At 73.4% G+C, this 17,443-nt stretch carries 17 protein-coding genes; 8 read left to right on the forward strand and 9 right to left on the reverse strand.

Annotated elements, in window-relative coordinates; all coding sequences use genetic code 11:
- Nucleotides 1-221 precede the first annotated feature (221 nt).
- The gene (locus LNK82_RS35245) at nt 222-2,231 is read left to right on the forward strand and encodes a GTP-binding protein (protein WP_308257403.1); all 2,010 of its coding nucleotides are present in this window, start codon (nt 222-224) and stop codon (nt 2,229-2,231) included.
- 9 nt (nt 2,232-2,240) lie between these two features.
- On the opposite strand, the gene LNK82_RS35250 is transcribed toward LNK82_RS35245, so the two are convergent.
- On the reverse strand, nt 2,241-2,750 hold the full coding sequence (locus tag LNK82_RS35250) for a GNAT family N-acetyltransferase (RefSeq protein WP_372470726.1): 510 nt from the start codon (nt 2,748-2,750) through the stop codon (nt 2,241-2,243).
- A 73-nt stretch (nt 2,751-2,823) separates the two neighbouring features.
- Here LNK82_RS35250 and LNK82_RS35255 point away from each other — a divergent pair, with 73 nt between their 5' ends.
- On the forward strand, nt 2,824-3,267 hold the full coding sequence (locus LNK82_RS35255) for a MarR family winged helix-turn-helix transcriptional regulator (protein ID WP_230571260.1): 444 nt from the start codon (nt 2,824-2,826) through the stop codon (nt 3,265-3,267).
- A 37-nt stretch (nt 3,268-3,304) separates the two neighbouring features.
- On the opposite strand, the gene LNK82_RS35260 is transcribed toward LNK82_RS35255, so the two are convergent.
- A complete protein-coding gene (locus LNK82_RS35260; protein WP_230571261.1) occupies nt 3,305-3,856 on the reverse strand; it encodes a TetR/AcrR family transcriptional regulator in 552 nt (183 codons plus the stop codon).
- A 91-nt stretch (nt 3,857-3,947) separates the two neighbouring features.
- On the opposite strand from LNK82_RS35260, the gene LNK82_RS35265 reads away from it, so the two are divergent.
- A complete protein-coding gene (locus LNK82_RS35265; protein ID WP_230571262.1) occupies nt 3,948-4,430 on the forward strand; it encodes a DoxX family protein in 483 nt (160 codons plus the stop codon).
- A 192-nt stretch (nt 4,431-4,622) separates the two neighbouring features.
- Here LNK82_RS35265 and LNK82_RS35270 read toward each other — a convergent pair whose 3' ends face one another.
- Together LNK82_RS35270 and LNK82_RS35275 are read right to left on the reverse strand one after the other, a co-directional pair.
- Nucleotides 4,623-5,318, reverse strand: a complete 696-nt coding sequence (locus tag LNK82_RS35270) for a YwaF family protein (protein ID WP_230571263.1) — start codon at nt 5,316-5,318, stop codon at nt 4,623-4,625.
- Nucleotides 5,319-5,362: 44 nt separating this feature from the next.
- Nucleotides 5,363-5,722, reverse strand: a complete 360-nt coding sequence (locus LNK82_RS35275) for an STAS domain-containing protein (protein WP_230571264.1) — start codon at nt 5,720-5,722, stop codon at nt 5,363-5,365.
- A 146-nt stretch (nt 5,723-5,868) separates the two neighbouring features.
- Here LNK82_RS35275 and LNK82_RS35280 point away from each other — a divergent pair, with 146 nt between their 5' ends.
- From LNK82_RS35280 to LNK82_RS35290, 3 genes are read left to right on the forward strand one after another with little or no spacing between them, the layout of a single operon-like run.
- Nucleotides 5,869-6,798 carry a universal stress protein gene (locus LNK82_RS35280; RefSeq protein ID WP_230571265.1) on the forward strand — a complete coding sequence of 310 codons (930 nt, stop codon included), beginning with the start codon at nt 5,869-5,871 and terminating at the stop codon, nt 6,796-6,798.
- Nucleotides 6,795-7,061, forward strand: a complete 267-nt coding sequence (locus tag LNK82_RS35285) for a hypothetical protein (RefSeq protein WP_230571266.1) — start codon at nt 6,795-6,797, stop codon at nt 7,059-7,061. The genes LNK82_RS35280 and LNK82_RS35285 overlap by 4 nt, the downstream gene beginning before the upstream one ends.
- A 2-nt stretch (nt 7,062-7,063) precedes the next feature.
- Complete coding sequence (locus LNK82_RS35290; protein ID WP_230571267.1) at nt 7,064-8,077, forward strand: TerC/Alx family metal homeostasis membrane protein; 1,014 nt, start codon at nt 7,064-7,066, stop codon at nt 8,075-8,077.
- Between the two features lie 226 nt (nt 8,078-8,303).
- On the opposite strand, the gene LNK82_RS35295 is transcribed toward LNK82_RS35290, so the two are convergent.
- On the reverse strand, nt 8,304-9,164 hold the full coding sequence (locus LNK82_RS35295) for an alpha/beta fold hydrolase (RefSeq protein ID WP_230571268.1): 861 nt from the start codon (nt 9,162-9,164) through the stop codon (nt 8,304-8,306).
- Between the two features lie 123 nt (nt 9,165-9,287).
- Here LNK82_RS35295 and LNK82_RS35300 point away from each other — a divergent pair, with 123 nt between their 5' ends.
- Nucleotides 9,288-12,371, forward strand: coding sequence for an ATP-binding protein (locus LNK82_RS35300; RefSeq protein WP_230571269.1), 3,084 nt, complete (start codon nt 9,288-9,290; stop codon nt 12,369-12,371).
- A gap of 243 nt (nt 12,372-12,614) precedes the next feature.
- Here LNK82_RS35300 and LNK82_RS35305 read toward each other — a convergent pair whose 3' ends face one another.
- Both LNK82_RS35305 and LNK82_RS35310 read right to left on the reverse strand, forming a co-directional pair.
- Nucleotides 12,615-14,423 (reverse strand): CocE/NonD family hydrolase, encoded by a 1,809-nt coding sequence (locus LNK82_RS35305; RefSeq protein ID WP_230571276.1) that lies wholly within the window; start codon nt 14,421-14,423, stop codon nt 12,615-12,617.
- Nucleotides 14,424-14,531: 108 nt separating this feature from the next.
- Nucleotides 14,532-14,990, reverse strand: coding sequence for a YybH family protein (locus tag LNK82_RS35310; RefSeq protein WP_230571270.1), 459 nt, complete (start codon nt 14,988-14,990; stop codon nt 14,532-14,534).
- Between the two features lie 307 nt (nt 14,991-15,297).
- Between LNK82_RS35310 and LNK82_RS35315 the strand changes: the two genes are divergently transcribed.
- Complete coding sequence (locus tag LNK82_RS35315) at nt 15,298-16,503, forward strand: alpha/beta hydrolase family protein (protein WP_230571271.1); 1,206 nt, start codon at nt 15,298-15,300, stop codon at nt 16,501-16,503.
- Nucleotides 16,504-16,507: 4 nt separating this feature from the next.
- On the opposite strand, the gene LNK82_RS35320 is transcribed toward LNK82_RS35315, so the two are convergent.
- Both LNK82_RS35320 and LNK82_RS35325 read right to left on the reverse strand, forming a co-directional pair.
- Complete coding sequence (locus LNK82_RS35320; RefSeq protein WP_230571272.1) at nt 16,508-17,179, reverse strand: response regulator; 672 nt, start codon at nt 17,177-17,179, stop codon at nt 16,508-16,510.
- On the reverse strand, nt 17,176-17,443 hold a 268-nt coding region (locus LNK82_RS35325; RefSeq protein WP_372470727.1), incomplete at its 5' end, for an ATP-binding protein. The genes LNK82_RS35320 and LNK82_RS35325, both read right to left, overlap by 4 nt.

The raw sequence follows: 17,443 nt of genomic DNA on the forward strand, positions 1-17,443 counted from the left end.
AAACGGGGGAACGGTTCACACCTGTTGGGGAACGGGTGGGAACCGGTCGGCACACCGGAGCACGGGCAGACCACGCCCGTGCTCCGGTGTGCTTTCCGGCGTCGAACCCCGGCGGTAATCGGCCGGCGCGATCCGCGCGTCCGCTCTACGGTGTGCCGCGGCAGGTGATCGAGCCTTGAGGAGGAACGAGATGCGGCGACTCGACGGTGTGCTCCGTCCCGGTGCCCCTTCCCACACCCTCGAGGACCGTCATTCCCACTCGAACCCTCAACCTGGGCGTGCTCGCGCACGTCGACGCCGGTAAGACCAGCCTCACCGAGCGGCTGCTGTTCGACCACGGGACGATCCCGCGGCTCGGCAGCGTCGACGGCGGTGACACGCAGACCGACAGCGGCGAGCTGGAACGCCGCCGCGGCATCACGATCCGCTCCGCCGTCGCGTGGTTCAGGCTGCGCGATCCCGTGCTGGGCGACCTCCAGGTGAACCTGGTGGACACGCCGGGGCACCCGGACTTCATCGCCGAGGTGGAACGCGCCCTGGCCGTCCTCGACGGCGCCGTGCTGGTGCTCTCGGCGGTCGAGGGCGTGCAGGCGCAGACCAGGGTGCTGATGCGCTCGCTGCGGCGGCTGCGCCTGCCGACGCTGCTCTTCGTGAACAAGATCGACCGGATGGGCGCGCGGCACGACGACCTGCTCGCCGAGATCCGCCGCAGGCTCACGCCCGCCGTCGTGCCGATGGTGCGGGTCGACCGGCTCGGCACGCGTGACGCGGGCGTCGTCGCCCGCTCGTCCGTGGACGGCGCGTTCCCGGCGGAGGCGGCCGAACTCCTGGCCGAGCACGACCTCCAGCTGCTGGGCCGCGTGCTCGACGGCGACGTGCCCGAGGACGTGTCCGGGCCGCTGCGGGACCAGACGTGCCGAGGGCTGGTGCACCCGGTGTACTTCGGCTCGGCGGTGTCCGGCGCGGGCACGGCCGAACTGGCCGACGGGGTGCGGCGGTTCCTCGCGCCACGCTCGGCGCCGTCCGACGACCTGCGCGGCACGGTGTTCGCCGTCGAGCGCACCGGCAAGGGCGAGAAGGTCGCCTACGTGCGGCTGTTCTCCGGCACGGTGCACGGCCGGCAGCAGGTGGCGTTCCGGCGGCGGGACGCCTCGGGCGCGGTGGAGGAGCACCGGGGGCGCGTCGCCGGGCTGGAGGTCGTCGGCGGTGGTCCCGGTCCGCTGACCGCGGGCGACATCGGCAAGCTGCGCGGTCTGCCGCAGGTGCGCGTCGGCGACCGGTTGGGCGCGGACGACGACGGCCCGAGGGCGCACTTCTCGCCGCCGATCCTGGAGTCGGTCGTCCGGCCCGAGCAGCCCGATCGGGCGGCCGAACTGCACGCCGCGCTCACCAGGCTGGCCGACGAGGACCCGCTCATCCGGACCCGGGCGGCCGGTGGCGGCGCGACGTCCGTGCTGCTCTACGGGGCAGTGCAGCGGGAGGTGATCGCGGAACGGCTGGCGCGCGAGTTCGGCATCGAGGCGGTGTTCGAGCAGGCCCGGCCGGTGTACTTCGAACGGCCGGTGGGCCGGGGCGAGTCGGTGCACGAGTTCACCCCGCGCGGGCCGAACGACTTCTGGCAGACGGTGGGCGTGCGCGTCGAGCCGTTGCCGCCGGGCACCGGCAACACCTTCACCAGGCAGGCCCAGCTCGGCCTGCTGCCGAAGGCGTACCACCGGGCGATCGAGGAGGCGGTGACGTCGACGCTCCGGCAGGGCCTGCACGGGTGGGAGGTGACCGACTGCGCGGTGACGATCACGCACGTCGGGTACCAGGCGCCGAACACGGTCGCCGCCGACTTCCGCCACCTGACGCCGGTGGTGGTGCTGCGGGCGTTGCGGCAGGCCGGCAGCGCGGTCCACGAGCCCGGCTACACGGTCGAGGTCGAGGTGCCGGACGACGCGCTCAGCGCCGTGACCGGTCTCCTGCTCTCGCTGGGCGCGGACCTCGGCCCGGCCGTGGAGTCCGGCCCGGCGTGGCTCGTGCCGGGCGACATCCCGGCCCGGTCGCTGCACGACCTCGCCGCCGCCCTGCCCGGCCTGACCCGCGGCGAGGGGAGCATCTGGCACGAGCCGGGGCCCGCCCGCCGGGTCCGCGGTCCGGCGCCGACCAGGGCGAGGACCGACGGCAACCCGCTCGACCACGACGAGTACCTGCGGTTCCTGTCCAACCGGAACCTGGCCGACCGGTGACGCCCGGCGCTACGCCGCCGGGCGTTCGAAGATCAGCTCCAGCCCGTCCTCCTCGTCCCACTGCTCGCCGACCTCGACGAACCCGAAGCCCGCGATGGTGGCCAGGGACGCCTCGTTGTCCGGGCCGATGGTCGCGCGCACGGTCCGGACACCGGGTTCGGCCGCGGCCCGGCGCAGCAGTTCGACCAGCGCGGCCCTGGCGTAGCCGCGACGGCGGAACGCGGGGTCGACGGAGTAGCCGATCTCGACCATGCCCACCTCGTCCGGCGGGCCGTGGAACCCGGCGTGCCCGACGACCGCGCCGCCGTCGACGAGGGCGAGCCGCGCCATCCACCGGGCGTGGCCGGGGTCGGCGGCGATCTGGCCCAGCCGGTAGCGCCACAGCCAGCGTGCGCGGTCGGTCAGGAAGTAGTCCGTCAGGTCGATCCCGGCCGTGGTCAGGTCACCGTCGAGCAGGGCGGCCATGACCCGGCCGTCCAGCTCGACGAAGTGCACGTCGTCCGCTGTCACGGCGCGCATGCTCGTCCGCCTGCGGTGTCGCCGTCCACCGTGTTTTTTGACAGGTACCTGTCAAACTGCCAGATTGCCCGGTATGACTGCGCTGTCCGATCAGGGCCGGGAGTTCTCGAGCCTGCTGGTCGAGGTGTTCCGGGTGAACGGCCTGCTCCTCGCCGCCGGTGACGGGCTGGCCGAGCCCGCGGGCCTGACCAGCGCCCGGTGGCAGGTGCTCGGCGTGGTGGACCACGGGCCGCGCACGATCGCGGAGGTGGCGCGGGTGATGGGGCTGACCAGGCAGGCCGTCCGGCAGACGGCGGCCGGCCTGGTCCGCGACGGCATGGCCGAGTTCCGGGACAACGTGCTCGACCGCCGGGCCAGGCTGCTGGCGCTCACCCCGCGTGGCCGGTCGGCCCTGCGCGAGGTCAAGCTGCGCCAGGCGGAGTGGGCGAACGACCTGGCCGCCCGCCTCCCCCTCGCCGAACTGCGCGCCGTCACCGGGACGCTGCGCGACCTCGGCGACCTGGTGGAGGGCCGCTGACGGCCCGGTCGACGACGTGCCCCCGTGGTGAAGTCGGCTAGGTCAGGAACATCGAGCCCGCGAAGGCCCGCACCATCGCCTCCGGGTCGCGATCGGTGCGCGACAGCGCGCCGGTGTTCCACAGCGTCGCGAAGCCGTGCACGAGCGACCACGCCGCGACCGACGCCAGCTCCGGGTCGGGCCGGTCGGCGACACCGCCCGCCAGCGCCGCCCCCGCCCGGTCGCGCGCCTCGGTCAGCGCCGGGTCGTCGCCGTGGTAGAGGTCGGGCCGGAACATCACCTCGAAGTGCGCCCGGTGCCCGACCGCGAAGCGCACGTAGGCCGCGCCCTGGTCGACGATGTCGCCGCCGGCCGCCACCGTCGCGTCCAGCGCGTCGGCCAGGAGCGTGAAGCCCTCCGCGGCGAGCGCGGTGAGCAGGCCCGCCTTGTCCTTGAAGTGGTGCACCGGCCCGGCGTGTGAAACCCCGACCCGCCGGGCCAGGTCGCGCAGGCCGACGCCGGCGGGGCCGTGCTCGGTGATCGCCTCGACGGCCGCGTCCAGGACGGCGCGGCGCAGGTCCCCGTGGTGGTACGGGCGCTCCGTGGTCACCCCGGCAGCCTACCCGCAATCTAGTCATTGACAAGTTGCCTGGTCGTAGGCAATCTTGCCACTGTCAAGTTCGCATTCTCGAAGGAGTGCCGTGGCACCGCTCGTCATCCTCGTCGTCGTCACCCTCGCCCTGGTCGGCCTGCGGGCCGTCGGCGTCACCCGTGTCCCGGCCTGGCCGTTCGCCGTGCGGTGCGGTGTCGCGGCGATGTTCGTCGCGACCGGTCTCGCGCACTTCATCGGCATGCGGGAAGAGCTGATCGCGATGGTGCCGCCCGCCATCCCCGCGCCCGGTCTCGTGATCACGGTGACCGGCGTGCTGGAACTCGCGGGCGCGGTGGGCGTGCTGTGGCACCGGACCGCGCCGTGGGCGGCGGCCGGGCTCACCGCGATGCTGGTGGGCATGTTCCCGGCGAACGTCTACGCCGCCGAGAAGGGCCTCTCACCCTCGTTCGGCGACGCCCTGCTGCCGCGCACGCTCACGCAGCTCGTCTTCCTCGCGGCGACGGTGAGCATCGTGGTGCACCACGCCCGCACCCGCCGTTCCCTCGACTCGCGCGAGGGCGTGCGCGCCTGACCACGACCGTCGGCGGGCACGAGCCGGGCCGGCGCGCGGCGGTCGTCGGGCAGCCCACGAGCCCGGCGCCCGCCGGCGCCTTGTCGTCCGGGAACGGGCGCAGCTCCGGCCAGACCTGCCGGATGCCCGCCTGCTCGGCGTACGTCCGCCCGGCCCGGTCCAGCAGGCGTCGGGCGGTGTCCTCGCGCTCGCTCATGCCGTCCGGTCACCCCGGCGGGTCCACGGCCACGTCATCAACGCCCACACCGCGAGCACGAAAGCGCTTTCCGGCACCAGGTACCACGGCCAGTCGCCGAGCAGGTCCAGCACGGACGCCGTCGACGGCTTGCGGTTGAGGTAGCCGTAGTTGGAGCCGAGCACCGCGTTGAGCGCGAACACCGCCGCCGCCCACGCCACCGTGATCAGCACCGCCAGCCGGTAGCCGCGCCAGTCCGGCCGCAGCCCCAATCCCCACGTCAGGTAGATGGCGGCCCAGACGACGAACAGGTGCGTGGCCCAGAACAGCAGGAAGCCGAGGTCCGGGAAGTCGACCCGCAGCACGGGCGTGACCAGGGCTTGGACGCTCAACGTCAGGCCCCAGTAGTACGTGAGCGCGAACGCCCACCGGCGTTGCGACCACAACGCGTACGCGGCGACCGGCCCGGCCAGGTCGGACAGCTGCAACGGCAGCGAGTGCTGGACGTTCCAGCGGGGCGGCAGCATCAGGTACGCGTGGATGCCGACCTGGAGCAGCAGGACGATCGCGGCGAACACGCGGGAGAAGCGGCGTGACGGGCACGTGCGGCCCAGCGCCACCACGGCCGCGGCACCCACCGCGAACAGCCCGAGCACGACCCAGTGCGAGAGGCCGAACGCGGTGAACTCGCGGGCGATGGGCAACGGCGCCACACGTCGGGCCTACCCGTGTCACGGGCGGGCGACACCCGGCGGTGTCAGCCGGGCATCACCTGGTCGAGCGTCGGCACCACGGTCAGCACCCGGTCGACCTCGGTGAGCTGCAAGGGGCGGACCACCGAACGGTGGCTCGCCACGATCGCGAACCGGACACCGGCCGCGACAGCGCGGTCGTGGGCGTCGAGCAGGGCCGCGATGCCGAGCGAGCCCAGGACGGTCACGTCGGTCAGGTCCACCGCCAGCACCGGTGGCCGCAGCTCCAGCTGCACGTCCAGCTCGGCGCGGACCAGGTCGACACCCGCCAGGTCGATCTCGCCGGCGACACGGGTGACCGGGAGGCCGCGCACCTCGGTCGTGTCGACGGCGAGCTCAGCACCCTGCCAATGCCGGTCGGTCATGGACGACGCCCCCTCGTTGGACCCGCGTGTGACCGTGGCGTCGTCCCCGTCCGGCCCGGCGTTACGCGCGGCGTGGGCAGGGCATCGGTTACGCCATCCGCACGCCGGGTACTCCTGCGGTCTCCGGCGACGGCGGAGGTGGTGGCATGGCCGACCCGCGCAACAGCGACGGTCGCGGCGCGGTCGTGGTCGGGTTCGACGGTTCGGAGCAGGCGCGCCTGGCGGCGTTCTGGGCGGCCCGGGAGGCCGCGAGCCGCGGGTGCGCGCTGCTCGTCGTGGAGGTGCTCCGCGTGCCGATGCCGGACCTGGCGTTGACGTCGATGACCGTGCCGCTGCCCGAGGCGATGACCGAGGAGGCGGTGCGCGGGTACGCCGAACGGGAACTGGCCTCCGTGGCCGTCGACTGCCGAGCGCTGTGCGCGGGCCTGGAAGTGCGGACCCGGCTGGAGCAGGGGCACCCGGCCGACGCCCTGAGCGCCGTCGGCCGTGACGCCGACCTGCTCGTCGTCGGCTCGTCCGGGCGTTCCGGGCTGTCCCGGGCGCTGCTCGGCTCGACCACCGCGGACCTGGTGAACGCCCACCGGCGCCCGGTCGTCGTGGCCCGCGGCGACGGCGCCGGTGACGGGCGGGTGGTCGTGGGGGTCGACGGGTCGCCGACGAGCGAGCGCGCCCTCGGCTTCGCGTTCGACTTCGCCGCGCGGCACGGGCGCGACCTGCTCGCCGTGCACGCGTGGGCCGACCTGCCGGTGGAGGCCGTGGCGCCGATCTGGGCGGCGCGGTCCGACCTGCCGCAGGTGCGGGCCGAGGCGGAGGCGCTGGTGGACCGGTCCCTGGCCGGTCACCGCGAGGCGCGCCCGGAGGTGCGGGTGGGCCGGGCGGTGGCGTTCGACGGTCCCGCGCACGCGTTGCTGGAGCACGCCCGTGACGCCGACCTGCTCGTCGTGGGCAGTCACGGCCGTGGTGCGGTCCGCCGTGCGCTGCTCGGCTCCGTGAGCCACGCCGTGCTGTACCACGCGCCGTGCTCGGTCGCGATCGTCCACCGCGACACAACGACTCCACGAGGAGGGGACGCGTGAACCCGCAACTCCGCGACCACGGACCCGACGTGTCCGCCCTGACCGTCCGGTCCGCACTGTCGCTCCGCGACCACCGGCCGACCGCGACCACCGCAGCCGCCCCGCCGTCCCGTGATCACGAACCGGACCCGCCCGACCCGTTGGCCCCGGACCCCGTCCCGCGCAGGCCGCAGCCGTCCGGACCCGAGCCGGTGCCGCCGAAGCCGATCCCGCCGCCGATCCCACCCACCTCCGACCACCTCGACCGCCGCCTCGACCGCTGATCGTGGCGGACATCGGAGGGCTCACCTGGGCGCTCACCATCGGCCTCGTCCTCCTGCTGCTCGCGGTGGACCTGGTGCTGGCGGTCGTGCGCCCGCACCGAGTCAAGATCGGCGAGGCGACGGCCTGGTCGGTGTTCTACGTGCTCTTCGCCCTGCTGTTCGGCGTGTGGTTCACGCTGGCGCACGGGGGGCAGGCCGGCACCGAGTACTTCGTCGGCTACCTGGTGGAGAAGAGCCTGTCGGTCGACAACCTGTTCGTGTTCGTGATCATCATGTCGACGTTCGCCGTGCCGGAGGAGCACCAGCACAAGGTGCTGACGTTCGGCATCGTGCTGGCGCTGGCGTTGCGGGCGGTGTTCATCGCGGTCGGCGCGACGTTGCTGGCGTTGTTCTCGTTCGTGTTCCTGCTGTTCGGCTTGCTGCTGCTCTACACGGCCGTGCAGCTGTTCCGGCACCGCGACGAGGACCCGGACGTCGAGGACAACGTCGTGGTGAAGACCGCGCGCCGGGTGCTGCCGATCACCGACGACTACGAGGGCGGGAAGCTGTTCACCCGCGCCGGTGGCCGCCGGATGGCCACGCCGCTGTTGGTGGTGCTGCTGGCGATCGGCAGCATCGACGTGCTGTTCGCGTTGGACTCGATCCCGGCGGTCTTCGGGATCACGTCCGAGCCGTACGTCGTGTTCGTCGCCAACGCGTTCGCGCTGCTCGGGCTGCGGGCGTTGTTCTTCCTGGTCAAGGGTTTGCTGGACCGGCTGGTGTACTTGTCGACCGGTCTGTCGCTGATCCTGGCGTTCATCGGGGTGAAGCTGATCCTGCACTGGGCGCACCAGGACCTCGACCCGCGCGTGCCGGAGGTGCCGACGCTGCTCAGCCTCGGCGTGATCGTGGTCGTGCTGACGGTGGTGACCGTCGCGAGCCTGGCCAAGACGCGTCGCGACCCTTCGGTCAAGGCGCGCCCCGGCTCACTGCGCGCCCGCCGCCCCCAACCCTCCGACCCCGAACCCCCCTCTTAACCCCCCACCTCCGCGCGTGTCGAACCTTCAGACCGCGCGTGTCGAACGTTCAGGACCACCGTGTCGAACCTTCAGGACCACCGTGTCGAACGTTCAGGACACGCGAATTCGACACTCAGAACGCGGCCCGCCGTCCTGAGCGTTGAACTCGGGGTACCTGAACGTAGGACACGCGGGACCCGAGGGTTCGACACGCGGGCGCTGGAGGTTCGACACGCGGGTTGGGTTAGCGGGCGAGAAGGGCGCGCAGGGCCTTGACGACCTCGCCGGGTGCCTCTTCGGCCATGAAGTGACCGCACGTGACGGTGCGGTGCTCCAGGTCCGCCGCCCACTCCCGCCACCGGCCGGCGGCGTCGAAGCCGAGGGCCGAGCCCCAGTCCTGCTGCAGCACGGTCACCGGCATGCGCAGCCGGTTGCCGGCCTCCCGGTCGGCCAGGTCGTGCTCGACGTCCACGGTGGCGGAGGCCCGGTAGTCGGCGACGATCGACGGGACCGCCTCGCGGGACGCCTTCAGGTACGCGGCGCGGACGTCGGCCGGGATCGCGGCCGGGTCGTTGGCCCACACGTCCAGGAAGTGGCCGAAGAACGCGTCCGCCGACGCGCTGATCATGGCCTCGGGCAGGCCGGGCGGCTGGGCCATCAGGTACAGGTGGAACCCGATGGCCGCCGAAGCGCCGTGCATGACGTCCCACATGTCGAGCGTCGGCAGCACGTCCAGCGAAGCCAGGTGCGTGACCGCGTCGGGGTGGTCGAGCCCGGCCCGGATGGCGACCAGCGCGCCCCGGTCGTGCCCGGCCAGCGCGAACCGGTCGTGCCCGAGCTCGCGGGCCAGGGCGACGACGTCGGCGGCCATCGTGCGCTTCGAGTACGCCTGACCGTCGTCGGCCGGCTTGTCGCTGTCGCCGTACCCGCGCAGGTCGGGGCAGATGACGGTGTGGTCGGCGGCCAGGTCGGCGGCGACGTGCCGCCACATCAGGTGGGTCTGCGGGAAGCCGTGCAGCAGCACGACGGGGCTGCCCGAGCCCCCCACGGCGACGTTGAGCGCCACGCCCTCGGCGACGGTGACGCGCTGCTGGTTGAACATCATGTACGGCTCCTACTCCTGGGTGCGGTTGCACGACCCACTCTCGACGGCCCCGATCAGCGCTCGATCAGCAACCGATCAGCACCCCGGGGCACGCGCCGACCAGGTCGGATACGTTGTCCCGCGATGGTGCGTTTCCGGGTGTTGGGCCCGCTGGAGGCCGTGGGCGAACGCGGGCCGCTCGACCTCAAGGGGCCGCGGCACCGCGCCGTGCTGGCACGCCTGCTCGTCGCCAAGGGCCGGGTGGTGCCGGTCACGCGGTTGATCGACGACCTCTGGGACGACGACGCGCCGGACGGTGCGCTCGGTGCCGTGCAGACGTTCGTCGGCGCGCTGCGCAAGGCCCTCGAACCTGACCGCCCACCCCGGACGCCGCCCCGGCTGCTGGTGACCGTGCCGCCGGGGTACGCGCTGCGGGCGGACGACGTCGACGCCCGGTGGTTCGAGGAAGCGGTCGGCGAGGCGGCCCGGCTGCTGGCCGACGGTCGGCCCGGGAACGCGAAAGCGCTGCTCGACGACGTGCTCGAACTCTGGCGCGGCCCCGCCTACGCCGAGTTCGCCGACCGGCCCTGGGCGCTCGGCGAGGCCGCGAGGCTGGACGAGGTGCGCCTGCTGGCCGTCGAACGGCGGGCCGAGGCGGCCCTGGCGCTGGGCCTGGCGGCGGAGTCGGTGCCGGACCTGCGGGCACACGTCGCCGCGCACCCGTTGCGCGAGGACGGCCGCCGGCTGCTCGCCCTCGCGCTCTACCGGACCGGACGCCAGGGCGAGGCGCTGGCCACCCTCCGCCAGTCCCGCGACGTGCTGCGCGCGGAACTCGGTGTGGACCCCGGGCACGCCCTCCGTCAGCTCGAAACCGACATCCTCACCCAGTCGCCCACCCTCGCGCCCGAACCGCCGCCCGCCCGGTCCAGGCCGTTCATCGGCCGCACGGCCGAGCTCGCCGAGCTGGAACGGGCCGCGCGCACGGGCCGGCGGCTGGCGTTGCTCTCGGGCACGGCCGGAGCGGGCAAGACGGCGTTGGCCGAGGAGCTGACCGCACGGCTGGCCGCCGCCGGCTGGGCGACCGCGTGGGGCACGTCCACCGAGGACGCGCCCGCCGCCTGGCCGTGGACGCGGATGGCGGAAGCGCTTGCGCTGGACGCGAACCCGCCCGCCGGCCGGTTCGAGCGCCACCGCGCGATCGCCGAGTCCCTGGCCGGGATCCGGCAACCGGTCCTGCTGGTGTTCGACGACCTGCACTGGGCCGACGAGGACACCCTCGCTCTCGTGACGTCGTTGGCCGCCGACCCCGACGCCGGACGCGTGCTGATCGTCGGGACCTACCGCTCCACCGAGATCTCCGCCGCCCTGACCGAGGCCCTCGGCCGGGCCGCCCGCACCGAGCCGACCCGCGTCTACCTGGGCGGCCTGACCGAACCCGAGGTCCGCGAACTGGTCGAGGCCACCACCGACCGCGAGCCGACCGACGCCGACGTCCGCGCGATCCACACCCGCAGCGGCGGCAACCCGTTCTTCGTCCGCGAGCTGACCCGCCTCTGGGAGACCGACCCGGCCCTGCGCACCGTCCCCGCCGGCGTCCGCGACGTCCTGCGCCACCGCCTCGCCCAGCTCGCCGGGACCGCGCGGACCCACCTGCGCCAGGCGTCGGTCCTCGGTCGGGAGATCGACCTGGACGTGCTGATCCCGCTCGCCGGCGACGAGGACGCGGTGCTGGACTCCGTCGAGTCGGCGCTGCTCGCGGGCTTCCTGGTCGAGCCGGACGCCGACCGCCTGCGGTTCGCGCACGCGCTGGTGCAGGAGACGCTGTACGACGACATCGCGCACGCCCGCCGGGCCCGGTGGCACGCCACAGCCGCCGACGTGATCGAGCGGGTGCACCCCGACGACGTCGAGGCCATCGCGCACCACCTCCTGCGCGCCGGCAACCGGGCCGCCGCCGAACGCACCGCCCGCTACACCCGGGCCGCCGCCGAACGCGCGGAACGCCGGTCCGCGCCGCACCAAGCGGCCACGTGGTGGCGTGAGACGGTGGAGCTGGCCGGACGGGACCGCCTCGAAGCCGTGATGGGCCTGGTGCGGGCCCTGGCCGTGACCGGCGACCTGGAACAGGCCCGCCGGCGCCGGGCGGACGCCGTCGCCGAGGTGGGCGGCGACCCGGTGCTGACCGCCCGCACGATCGGCTCGTTCGACGTGCCCGCGCTCTGGACCACCAACGACGACGAAGCCCTGTCCGCCCGCCTCACCGAGGCAGCCGAACGCGCGCTGGACGCCCTGCCCGCGGGCCACGAGGCCGAACGCGCCCGCCTCCTGGTCACCATCGCCGTGGAACGACGCGCCGACGCCGGACGACGTGGCCGGGAAGCCGCACGCGAAGCCGAGGTCATCGCCCGCGACCTGGCCGACCCGTCGTTGCTGGCCCTGGCGCTCAACGGCCGGTTCCTGCAGACGTTCCACCGGGCGGGCCTGGCACCCGACCGGGCCCGGATCGGCGCGGAGCTGCTCGACCTCTCCGCCCGCCACGGCCTGGTGACGTTCGAGGTGCTCGCCCACCTGATCCTCGTGCAGTCCCACGCCGCGCTCGCCGACCTGGCCGCCGCCGACCGCCACGCCGCCGCGGCCGACGCGCTCGCTGAACGGCACGACCTGCCGCTGGTCGGCGTCTTCACCACCTGGTACGCCGCGCTGCGCCTGGCCGTGACCGGGCGGCGGGACGAGGCCAGGGCCGCCTACCGCGCCGCCGCGTCCCGCCTCTCCGGCGCCGGGATGCCCGGCCTGGAGCACGGCCTCCTGCCGCTGGCGCTGCTCAGCCTCGGCGACGTGCCGGACGCCGACTGGGGCCCGTACGAGCCGTGGGCGCGCCCGGTCGTCCTGCTCGCGCGCGGCGAGCGGGCCGAAGCCCTCGCGGCCGTCGTCCCCGATTCGCCGCACGACCTGCTGTTCGAGGCGCGGACGTGCCTGCACGCCGTGATCGCCGTCGAAGCGGGGGACCGGCCGATGATGGCGCGCCTCTACGACCGGCTCCTCCCGGCGGCCGGTGAACTCGCCGGCGCGGGCAGCGGCCTGGTCTCGTTCGGCCCGACCGCCCACTACCTCGCCGCCCTCGCCGACGCGCTCGGCCGGCACGAGCGGGCCGCCGAACACCGCCGCCGGGCACGGGAGATCGCGGGGGGACTCGACGCTCCACAATGGACCGCCGAGGGTGGCACCTAGTTGCAATACCAGTGACTTGAGGGTGTCCGGTGGGCTGATCGTCCAGGAGGTGCCTGGATGCCACGGCCTGGACAGGTCAAGCCCGACACGGAGGCCCGGCTGTCCGATCGGATCGGGCGGCACGGTGGTCGAAGCCGTGGCGGGTTCCCACCGCGGCGGCGATCTCCAGGGCCCTGCTCGACGGCATCCGCGAGATCCTCGCCCGACTGCCGCAACTCTAAGCGTCCAGATTGGTACTAAGAGTCACCGCACGATGGGTACTTCGACCGACGTCCCGCCCAGTTCGACCGTGATCCGCGATTTCGGTTGCGGCAGGGCCGGATCGAACATGTCCCCGTCGGTGCCGCCGAGGACGAGCGCCAGCCGGTGCCCGGCGGGCACGACGTGGTCGAGGCTGCTCAGCCGGAACGTCATCGTGTACGCCTTACCCGGCTCGAGGGGTTCGCCGCGCCAGAGGGACCGGTGATGACCGAGATCCGCCCAGCCGGTGGCCATCACGCGGGTGTCCACAGTGGTCAGGTCGGCGACCGTATCGAGGAAGCACCCCGTGTCGGCAGGGGTTCCAGCGCCCCAGCACGACCGGGTCGCCAGATCCTCGGTGCCCATCGCCGGGAACGTCGTGTTCCGCACGGTCGCCGGACCGTAGTCGACCAGAACCGCGCCGAGCCGCGCACTCGGCTTGTCCGAGCGCGCTGTCACCGTCACCGTGGCGGTTCCGGCGATCCGGGTGTCCGAGCGCAGCGGTTCGCCGGTGAACACGAGGCGCTCCGAGCTGGGCTGAGCCGGATTCGCCACCCACTGCGACGCACCACGCGCCGGGTCGTCGGTCAGGGACGCCGAGCCGCCGGACGGACGCCGTCCCAGCGTGCCCGCGGTTCCAGGCCACAGCGTCCGGGATCGCGTTCCGGCCGGTGGCCAGCGGCGTTCGTCGACCCACTGGTCAGGGCTGTGCTCGATGCGGATCGCCGGTTCGAACTCGATCCCGTTGCGGACACCGAGCAGCCACCGGTCGAACCAGCGGTGCAGGGTCCGGACGAACAGCGAGCGGTCGAGGTCGAACGGGTCGACGTGCGCCGCCTGGTGCAGCCAGGCCTTGCGCGGCACGTGGTGCGCGTTCAGCGCCTCCCACCACGGGCCGAACTGGATCGGATTGACGTTGAGGTCGTGGAACCCTTGCGCCACAAAAACGCTTGCGCGCATCCGATCGGTCTTGGCGGCGTAGTCGCGTTCACGCCAGAACTCGTTGAAGTTCCCGTCCGTGCCCGCGCGCCGGGCGTTGTCCTCCTCGAACGGGCGGCACAGCTCCTCCGCGCGCTCGTTGTACAGCCTCGGGCCGCTACCGCCCCAGCCGAAGTACGCGCCGTGGGAATTGTGGACCTCGTAGTACGAGCTGACCCCGGCGATCGGCACGATGGTCTTCAGCCCGTCGATCCCGGACGCCGCCATCCCGATCGCCGCCGCGCCGTCCTGAGACTTGCCGATCGCCCCGGCCGACCCGTTCGCCCAGTCCGCCTGGACCTGCTCCGGCCCGAACGGCGTCCGGAACGCCTTCGCGCGCCCGTTGAGCCAGTTCACGACGCCGTTGCCGGACGCGACGTCGTCGAAGCAGCCGGAAGAGCGGTTGGTCCCGCCGACGTCGACCAACACCACCGCGTACCCACGCGGGACGAAGTAGTTGTCGTAGAACAGCGGGAACTGCGACGGCGTGCCGTCGGGGAGGTAGGTCTTCGGCTGGCGCTCGTTGCCGCGCCCGATCTTCTCGAAGTACGGGCTGACGTCCATGATCACCGGGACGCGCTGCCCGCGCGCCGCCGGTTCCGACGGCCGGATGATGTCGGCAGTGACCCGGTCGGTGAGGCCGTCGCGGTCCAGGTCCTGGCCGGTCTCCACCCAGGCCGTCTCGCGGATGGCCTTCTCGTAGGAGTACACCGGCTTCGTGACGCCGTCGTGCAGGACGAACGCGGGTTGCGCGGCCGCCGTCGATGTCGAGGTGACCGTCGCGGCCGCCATGAGCATCGACACGACCGTGGCGGTCAGAGTTTTCGGCCCCATCGCGCGAGTGTCGCCGATGTGCGGCGATTCCGGGGCGGTTTTCGGACAGAGACGGGTGATCGCACGCTTTAGTGACAGTACCGGCGACTTGGCGTTCATATCGGCAGGTCAGGAACCGTTTGAAGGCGTCGTGGAAGCGGTGGTGCCCGCGCGGGCCTGGTCCACATTGGTGTTGTGCAGCGCGCTGATCCACCAGGAGCCCTCACGGCGCACTGCGACCACCGTCCCGTGGTTGGCGAAGCCGCCGCTGGGCGTGGTGGTCTCCTGGCGGAAGTGCACCAGGGCCGTGTCGGGGCCCGGTGATGAGGCGCTCAGCATCACCACGCGTGTCGTCCAAGTCGCGACGGCGGTGGCGAGCCGGGCCGTGTGGTAGGCGAACAGGTCGTCCCAGCCGCGGATCACCGTGCCGTCGGGAACAACGACGACGGCATCCGCGGTGAACGGCCGGTCGAGCACCGCCGCAACCTTCTGGTTGAAGCCGTTCTCCAGATCGGCGAGGAGTGCCGCCAGCGCGGCGACGTCCTCGTCAGCGAGCGGCGTGATGAGCGCGGCGGGCCTGCGTGTCATGTCGATTCCCCCTGGTGTGTCGGGCTTCGGAGGACCCACGGTAGGTCGACGTGAACGACACCGGCATCTGTCGGATGACCGGGTTCTGCTGCGTCAGGTGTTGGCCTGATAGCACTCCCGGAGCAGCCGGACGAACTCGCCCACTTCGGCCGGTGCTGCCGGCGTGACCTGTGCCCGCAGGTCGGAGACCGTTCGAAGGCGTCACGGAAGCGGTGGTCGACACCTCTCACACCTAGTTGCCCTCTCAGGGTGCCGCTGGGTGATCATCCTGATCCGGCGCGCGGTCGAGCCGCCCTAAGTTCGCCTGGTGACTGGAAAACGAGTGCTCGTACCGACCTTGCTCGCCGGCGTGGCGCTGGCCGCGGCCGTGCCCGCGGCGGCTTCCCCCTCGCCGGTGCGGTTCGAACTCCCCGCCCCCACCGGCCCCCACGCGGTCGGGACCACCGAACTGCACCTCGTCGACCACGCCCGCCCGGACCCGTGGCTGCCGGACACCACGCGGGAACTGATGGTCACCGTCCGGTACCCCGCCACGCCGAGCGCGGACGACGCGGCGCCGTTCATGCCGCCCGCCGTCGCCGAAGCGATCGCCGCGAGCGACGCCAGGGCCCTGCGCATCGACCCGGCCGAACTGGACTACGGCTTCGCCACCCACTCGGTCCCCGACGTGCCCGCCGTCCCCGGTCGACGGCCCGTCGTGCTGTACTCGCCGGGCCGCGGCAACCCTCGCGCCCTGGGCACCGGCCTCGCGGAACAGCTGGCGAGCGAGGGATACGTGGTCGTCGCCATCGACCACACCCACGAGCCGCTCGCGGTGCGGTTCCCCGACGGCCGGGTCGCGCCGCGCGCCGTGCCGCGGCTGACGACCGAGGTCAACAAGAAGCTGATGGCGACCCGCACGCGGGACGCGGGTTTCGTGCTCGACCAGCTGGCGGTCCTCGCCGCCGGTGGCAACCCGGACGCGGGCGGGCGCAGCCTGCCGCCGGGCCTGGGCCGGTCGCTCGACCTGTCGCGGGTCGGCGTGGTCGGCCACTCGGCGGGCGGGTTCACCGCGGGCGAGGCCATGGTGTCCGACCGCCGGATCGACGCGGGCGCGAACCTCGACGGCAGCATGGCCTACGACCAGGCCGCCGGGGACTTCGGCCGGGTCGCCGAGGAAGGGCTGGACCGGCCGTTCCTGCTGATGAGCGCGGGCGACCACAGCGCGGCGTCCGACCTGTCGTGGCAGCGGTTCCTGGCCCGCCACCGCGCCTGGGTGCGACAGCTGCACCTGCCGGACGGCGAGCACTCGTCGTTCACCGACCACCAGTCGCTGGTGCCGCGACTGGCCGCCCACCTGGGCCTCGACCCGGCGGTGACGGCGCCGGTCGTCGGCACGGTCGACCCCGCCCGCAGCACCGCCGCCCAGCGCGCCTACCTGACCGCGTTCTTCGACCAGCACCTGCGCCACCGGCCGCGGCGCCTGCTCGACGGACCGTCCGACCGGCACCCCGACGTGCGGTTCCTCGGCTGAGCCGTCAGCCCTGGCCGCTGGGCGTGACCAGCCCGGTCTCGTAGGCCACGACGACGGCCTGCACGCGGTCGCGCAGGCGCAGCTTCGCCAGGATGCGCGCCACGTGCGTCTTCACCGTCGCCTCGGACAGGTGCAGCTTCCCGGCCAGCTCGGCGTTGCTCAGCCCGCGCGCCAGCAGGCTCAGCACCTCGAGCTCGCGCGGCGTCAACGCGGCCAGGTCCCGGTGCAACGACGCGGTGTCCGCGCCGCGGTTCGCGAACCGCTCCACCAGGCGTCGGGTGATGGCGGGCGCCAGCAACGCGTCGCCGGAGCGCACCATCCGCACCGAGGCGACCAGGTGCTCCGGCGTCACGTCCTTGAGCAGGAACCCGCTCGCGCCGGCCGACAACGCGGCGTAGACGTAGTGGTCGAGGTCGAACGTGGTCAGGATGATCACCCGCGGCTCGGACTCCGCGCCCGTCAGGATGCGGCGGGTGGCCTCCAGGCCGTCCAGCTCCGGCATCCGGATGTCCATCAGCACCACGTCGGGCACGGTGCGCCGCACCGCCTCCACGGCCTCCAGGCCGTTGGTGGCCTCGCCGACCACGTCGATGCCGTCGGCGGTGAGGATCATCCGGAAACCGGTGCGCACCAACACCTGGTCGTCGGCGACCACCACCCGCAGCGGGGCGCTCACGGCGCCTCCACCGGGATCGACGCGGTCACGTGGTAGCCGCCGCCGGGCCGTGGCCGGGCGTCCAGCGTGCCGCCGTAGACGGCCAGCCGCTCCCGCAGCCCGATCAGCCCGTGCCCGTTGCCCGTGGCCGCGCCGGGACCGGGCTCGCCGCCGGTGTCGACCACCTCCACCCGGAGGTGGTCGACGCCGTAGTCCACCGTCACCGCCGCCGACCCGCCGGAAGCGTGCTTGACCGCGTTCGTCAACCCCGCCAGCCCCCCCCGG

It is taken from the genome of Saccharothrix luteola (assembly GCF_020859565.1).
In the GTDB taxonomy this organism is placed as follows: Bacteria; Actinomycetota; Actinomycetes; order Mycobacteriales; family Pseudonocardiaceae; genus Actinosynnema; species Actinosynnema luteola.